At 52.8% G+C, this 5606-nt stretch carries 2 tRNA genes and 3 rRNA genes; all 5 read right to left on the bottom strand.

What is annotated here, in order from left to right:
• Nucleotides 1-25: 25 nt before the first annotated feature.
• The 5 genes from rrf to IEX44_RS20780 all read right to left on the bottom strand — a co-directional run bounded on the left by rrf (nt 26) and on the right by IEX44_RS20780 (nt 5348).
• A 5S ribosomal RNA gene (rrf, locus tag IEX44_RS20800) occupies nt 26-139 on the bottom strand.
• A 149-nt stretch (nt 140-288) separates the two neighbouring features.
• Nucleotides 289-3182, bottom strand: a 23S ribosomal RNA gene (locus IEX44_RS20795).
• Nucleotides 3183-3517: 335 nt separating this feature from the next.
• Nucleotides 3518-3593 (bottom strand) — tRNA-Ala (locus IEX44_RS20790).
• Nucleotides 3594-3643: 50 nt separating this feature from the next.
• Nucleotides 3644-3720: transfer RNA gene (locus IEX44_RS20785), tRNA-Ile, on the bottom strand.
• 94 nt (nt 3721-3814) lie between these two features.
• Nucleotides 3815-5348: ribosomal RNA gene (locus IEX44_RS20780) — 16S ribosomal RNA — on the bottom strand.
• Together the 16S, 23S and 5S rRNA genes with 2 tRNA genes alongside form the textbook arrangement of a ribosomal RNA operon.
• Nucleotides 5349-5606 lie beyond the last annotated feature (258 nt).

Below are 5606 nucleotides of genomic sequence, written 5' to 3'. Positions count from 1 at the left end.
TCTGTACGGGCGCTTTCTATGGGGTGTCTGGCAATGTCCTACTTTCACACGGGTAATCCGCACTATCATCGGCGCTAAGTCGTTTCACGGTCCTGTTCGGGATGGGAAGGCGTGGGGCCAACTCGCTATGGTCGCCAGACGTAACTGGTTGAGTTCGTCTGTGTCTACAGCTCACTCTGATTCGGAAGAAGCAATTCACAACAGGCCCTGTTACTCACCTGCTGCCTTCAAATTCTGTGTCTTGGGGTAGATCGTACAACACCAAACCTGCCTACACACTCAGGTTATAGGATCAAGCCTCACGGGCAATTAGTACCAGTCAGCTTAACGCATTACTGCGCTTCCACACCTGGCCTATCAACGTTGTGGTCTTCAACGACCCTTCAGGGGATTCAAGATCCCAGGGAAATCTCATCTTGGGGCGAGTTTCGCGCTTAGATGCTTTCAGCGCTTATCTCTTCCGCATTTAGCTACCCGGCGATACCACTGGCGTGATAACCGGTACACCAGAGATGCGTCCACTCCGGTCCTCTCGTACTAGGAGCAGCCCCCCTCAAATTTCCAGCGCCCACTGCAGATAGGGACCAAACTGTCTCACGACGTTTTGAACCCAGCTCACGTACCACTTTAAATGGCGAACAGCCATACCCTTGGGACCGGCTACAGCCCCAGGATGTGATGAGCCGACATCGAGGTGCCAAACTCCGCCGTCGATGTGAACTCTTGGGCGGAATCAGCCTGTTATCCCCGGAGTACCTTTTATCCGTTGAGCGATGGCCCTTCCATTCAGAACCACCGGATCACTATGTCCTGCTTTCGCACCTGCTCGACTTGTCAGTCTCGCAGTCAAGCCACCTTGTGCCATTACACTATCAGTACGATGTCCGACCGTACCTAGGTGACCTTCGAGCTCCTCCGTTACACTTTGGGAGGAGACCGCCCCAGTCAAACTGCCTACCATGCACGGTCCCCGATCCGGATCACGGACCAAGGTTAGAACCTCAAAGGGGTCAGGGTGGTATTTCAAGGACGGCTCCATGATGACTGGCGTCACCACTTCAAAGCCTCCCACCTATCCTACACAAACCACTTCAAAGTCCAATGCAAAGCTACAGTAAAGGTTCACGGGGTCTTTCCGTCTAGCAGCGGGGAGATTGCATCTTCACAAACATTTCAACTTCGCTGAGTCTCAGGAGGAGACAGTGTGGCCATCGTTACGCCATTCGTGCGGGTCGGAACTTACCCGACAAGGAATTTCGCTACCTTAGGACCGTTATAGTTACGGCCGCCGTTTACTGGGGCTTCGATCAAGAGCTTGCACCCCATCACTTAACCTTCCAGCACCGGGCAGGCGTCACTCCCTATACGTCGACTTTCGTCTTTGCAGAGAGCTGTGTTTTTGATAAACAGTCGCAGCCACCTTTTCACTGCAACCACTTCAGGCTCCACGAGCAAGTCGCTTCACCCTACAGTGGCACACCTTCTCCCGAAGTTACGGTGTCAATTTGCCGAGTTCCTTCTCCTGAGTTCTCTCAAGCGCCTTGGAATTCTCATCCTGCCCACCAGTGTCGGTTTGCGGTACGGTTCCGTATTGGCTGAAGCTTAGTGGCTTTTCCTGGAAGCATGGGATCAATCACTTCAGTCTCAATGAGACCTCGTTATCACGCCTCAGTGTTAAAGCAGCCCGGATTTGCCTGAGCCACACACCTACACGCTTGAACCACCTATTCCAACAGATGGCTGACCTACCCTTCTCCGTCCCCACATCGCACCAATACAAAGTACAGGAATATTAACCTGTTTCCCATCGACTACGCTTTTCAGCCTCGCCTTAGGGGCCGACTCACCCTGCGCCGATGAACGTTGCGCAGGAAACCTTGGGCTTACGGCGAACGGGCTTTTCACCCGTTTTAACGCTACTCATGTCAGCATTCGCACTTCCGATACCTCCAGCATGGTTTACACCACACCTTCACAGGCCTACGGAACGCTCCCCTACCACGTGCAGTAAACTGCACATCCGCGTCTTCGGTTACATGTTTGAGCCCCGTTACATCTTCCGCGCAGGACGACTCGACCAGTGAGCTATTACGCTTTCTTTAAATGATGGCTGCTTCTAAGCCAACATCCTGGCTGTCTGTGCCTTCCCACCTCGTTTTCCACTTAACATGTCATTTGGGACCTTAGACGGCGGTCTGGGTTGTTTCCCTCTTGACACCGGACGTTAGCACCCGATGTCTGTCTCCCGAGCTGATACTTGACGGTATTCAGAGTTTGCCATGGTTTGGTAAGTCGCGATGACCCCCTAGCCATAACAGTGCTTTACCCCCGTCAGTAATACTCGAGGCACTACCTAAATAGTTTTCGGGGAGAACCAGCTATTTCCAGGTTTGTTTAGCCTTTCACCCCTATCCACAGCTCATCCCCTAGTTTTGCAACACTAGTGGGTTCGGACCTCCAGTGCGTGTTACCGCACCTTCATCCTGGCCATGGATAGATCACCTGGTTTCGGGTCTACGCCCAGCAACTAAGCGCCCTGTTCGGACTCGGTTTCCCTACGCCTCCCCTATGCGGTTAAGCTTGCTACTGAACGTAAGTCGCTGACCCATTATACAAAAGGTACGCAGTCACCCCATTTTCAGAGGCTCCCACTGTTTGTATGCATCCGGTTTCAGGTTCTGTTTCACTCCCCTCCCGGGGTTCTTTTCGCCTTTCCCTCACGGTACTGGTTCACTATCGGTCGATCACGAGTATTTAGCCTTGGAGGATGGTCCCCCCGTCTTCGGACAGGATTTCTCGTGTCCCGCCTTACTTGTCGCATGCTCAGTACCACAGAGTCCCTTTCGTGTACGGGGCTATCACCCACTGTCGCCGGCCTTTCCATGCCGTTCCACTAAGATCTCTGCTATCACATGCAGGCTGCTCCGGTTTCGCTCGCCACTACTTCCGGAATCTCGGTTGATTTCTTTTCCTCGGGGTACTTAGATGTTTCAGTTCTCCCGGTTCGCTTCGCATGACCTATGTATTCAGTCATGGATACCTCAAAAGAGGTGGGTTTCCCCATTCGGACATCTACGGATCAAAGCTCGTTTGCCAGCTCCCCGTAGCTTTTCGCAGGCTACCGCGTCCTTCATCGCCTGTGATCGCCAAGGCATCCACCAGATGCACTTATTCGCTTGATCCTATAACCTCAGCATATAGCCAAGCATTACAGGTGTTTGCGTACCACACAGTCGTAACTGTGCAGCAACGATACAATCTAACCCAATATCTATTACTTCAGAATTTGAGTCTTGCTTCTTCCATTTTGTTAAAGATCAGATACGAAGTCCCTGATTGATCAGGGTTCCGATTGAAGCAATCAGAAACAAGTCTTCTTGGTGAATTCAAACACTCACCAAAAACATTTGTTTATGGAAACTTCAGAATTTACAGCCGACTTGTGTTCCGCACTTCCAGTCTTCAAGCCGCTGCCACTTGCGTGCAGTGGTTTGTTGACCGCCCCACCGCCAGGTGGTGGTGGAGGTTGACGGGATCGAACCGACGACCCCCTGCTTGCAAAGCAGGTGCTCTCCCAGCTGAGCTAAACCCCCATTCATGCATGCGGACTTGCTTGCTCGAGCCTCACCAACAGAAGAATCATTGGTGGGTCAAGCTGGAATCGAACCAGCGACCCCCGCCTTATCAAGACGGTGCTCTAACCGACTGAGCTACTGACCCAGCTCCACAAATCACATCCCGGTCTCCCGGGACGTTCTCCGTATCTTTAACCTACAGCCGATGAGTGTGGATACCTGTACAAGACTTTCTCTTGAAAGGAGGTGATCCAGCCGCAGGTTCCCCTACGGCTACCTTGTTACGACTTCACCCCAGTCATGAATCCTACCGTGGTAACCGTCCCCCCGAAGGTTAGACTGGCCACTTCTGGTAAAACCCACTCCCATGGTGTGACGGGCGGTGTGTACAAGGCCCGGGAACGTATTCACCGCGACATGCTGATCCGCGATTACTAGCGATTCCGACTTCATGCACTCGAGTTGCAGAGTGCAATCCGGACTACGATCGGTTTTAAAGGATTGGCTCCCCCTCGCGGGTTGGCTGCCCTCTGTACCGACCATTGTATGACGTGTGAAGCCCTGGTCATAAGGGCCATGAGGACTTGACGTCATCCCCACCTTCCTCCGGTTTGTCACCGGCAGTCCCATTAAAGTGCCCAACTGAATGCTGGCAACTAATGGCAAGGGTTGCGCTCGTTGCGGGACTTAACCCAACATCTCACGACACGAGCTGACGACAGCCATGCAGCACCTGTGTTCGAGTTCCTTGCGGCACCCCCAGATCTCTCCGGGGTTCTCGACATGTCAAGACCAGGTAAGGTTTTTCGCGTTGCATCGAATTAATCCACATCATCCACCGCTTGTGCGGGCCCCCGTCAATTCCTTTGAGTTTTAATCTTGCGACCGTACTCCCCAGGCGGTCTACTTCACGCGTTAGCTGCGTTACCAAGGTCCGAAAACCCCGACAACTAGTAGACATCGTTTAGGGCGTGGACTACCAGGGTATCTAATCCTGTTTGCTCCCCACGCTTTCGTGCATGAGTGTCAGTATCAGCCCAGGGGGTTGCCTTCGCCATCGGTGTTCCTCCACATCTCTACGCATTTCACTGCTACACGTGGAATTCCACCCCCCTCTGCCGTACTCTAGCGAGCCAGTCACCAATGCAGTTCCCAGGTTGAGCCCGGGGATTTCACATCGGTCTTAACAAGCCACCTGCGCACGCTTTACGCCCAGTAATTCCGATTAACGCTTGGACCCTACGTATTACCGCGGCTGCTGGCACGTAGTTAGCCGGTCCTTATTCTTCAGGTACTCTCATCCCCAGTAGATATTAGCTACAAGGATTTGCTCCCTGACAAAAGGGCTTTACAACCCGAAGGCCTTCTTCACCCACGCGGCATTGCTGGATCAGGCTTGCGCCCATTGTCCAAGATTCCCCACTGCTGCCTCCCGTAGGAGTCTGGGCCGTGTCTCAGTCCCAGTGTGGCGGGTCGTCCTCTCAGACCCGCTACGGATCGTCGCCTTGGTGAGCCTTTACCTCACCAACTAGCTAATCCGACATCGGCCGCTCGTATGACAAGAGGTCTTGCGATCCCCCTCTTTCCCCCTCAGGGCGTATGCGGTATTAGCCTTCCTTTCGGAAAGTTATCCCCCATCACACGGTACGTTCCGATGCATTACTCACCCGTTCGCCACTAACTTGAAGAGCAAGCCCTTCAAGTCCGTTCGACTTGCATGTGTAAAGCATGCCGCCAGCGTTCAATCTGAGCCAGGATCAAACTCTTGAGTTCAATTCCTGTTACTTCATTTGCGCTCGCTTAAAACTCTCGAAATGACAAAATTTGCATTTCGTCTTTTCTTGAGTGCGAGTGCCATATTTCGTCTTGCCAGGCACCCACACTCATCGGCTGTAATTTGTTAAAGATCGTTTGCCACCAGACACTGAAACCCTGCTAAACTCTTTCGTTTTCGCTGTTTCGCTGTTGTGTCTGCAGCGGAGAAACCGAACTATACGGACCATCCCCGCACCCGTCAACACCTTCCTGCAA

It is taken from the genome of Silvimonas amylolytica (assembly GCF_014645555.1).
Taxonomy (GTDB): Bacteria; Pseudomonadota; Gammaproteobacteria; order Burkholderiales; family Chitinibacteraceae; genus Silvimonas; species Silvimonas amylolytica.
This window is presented reverse-complemented; position numbering and strand designations above follow the sequence as displayed.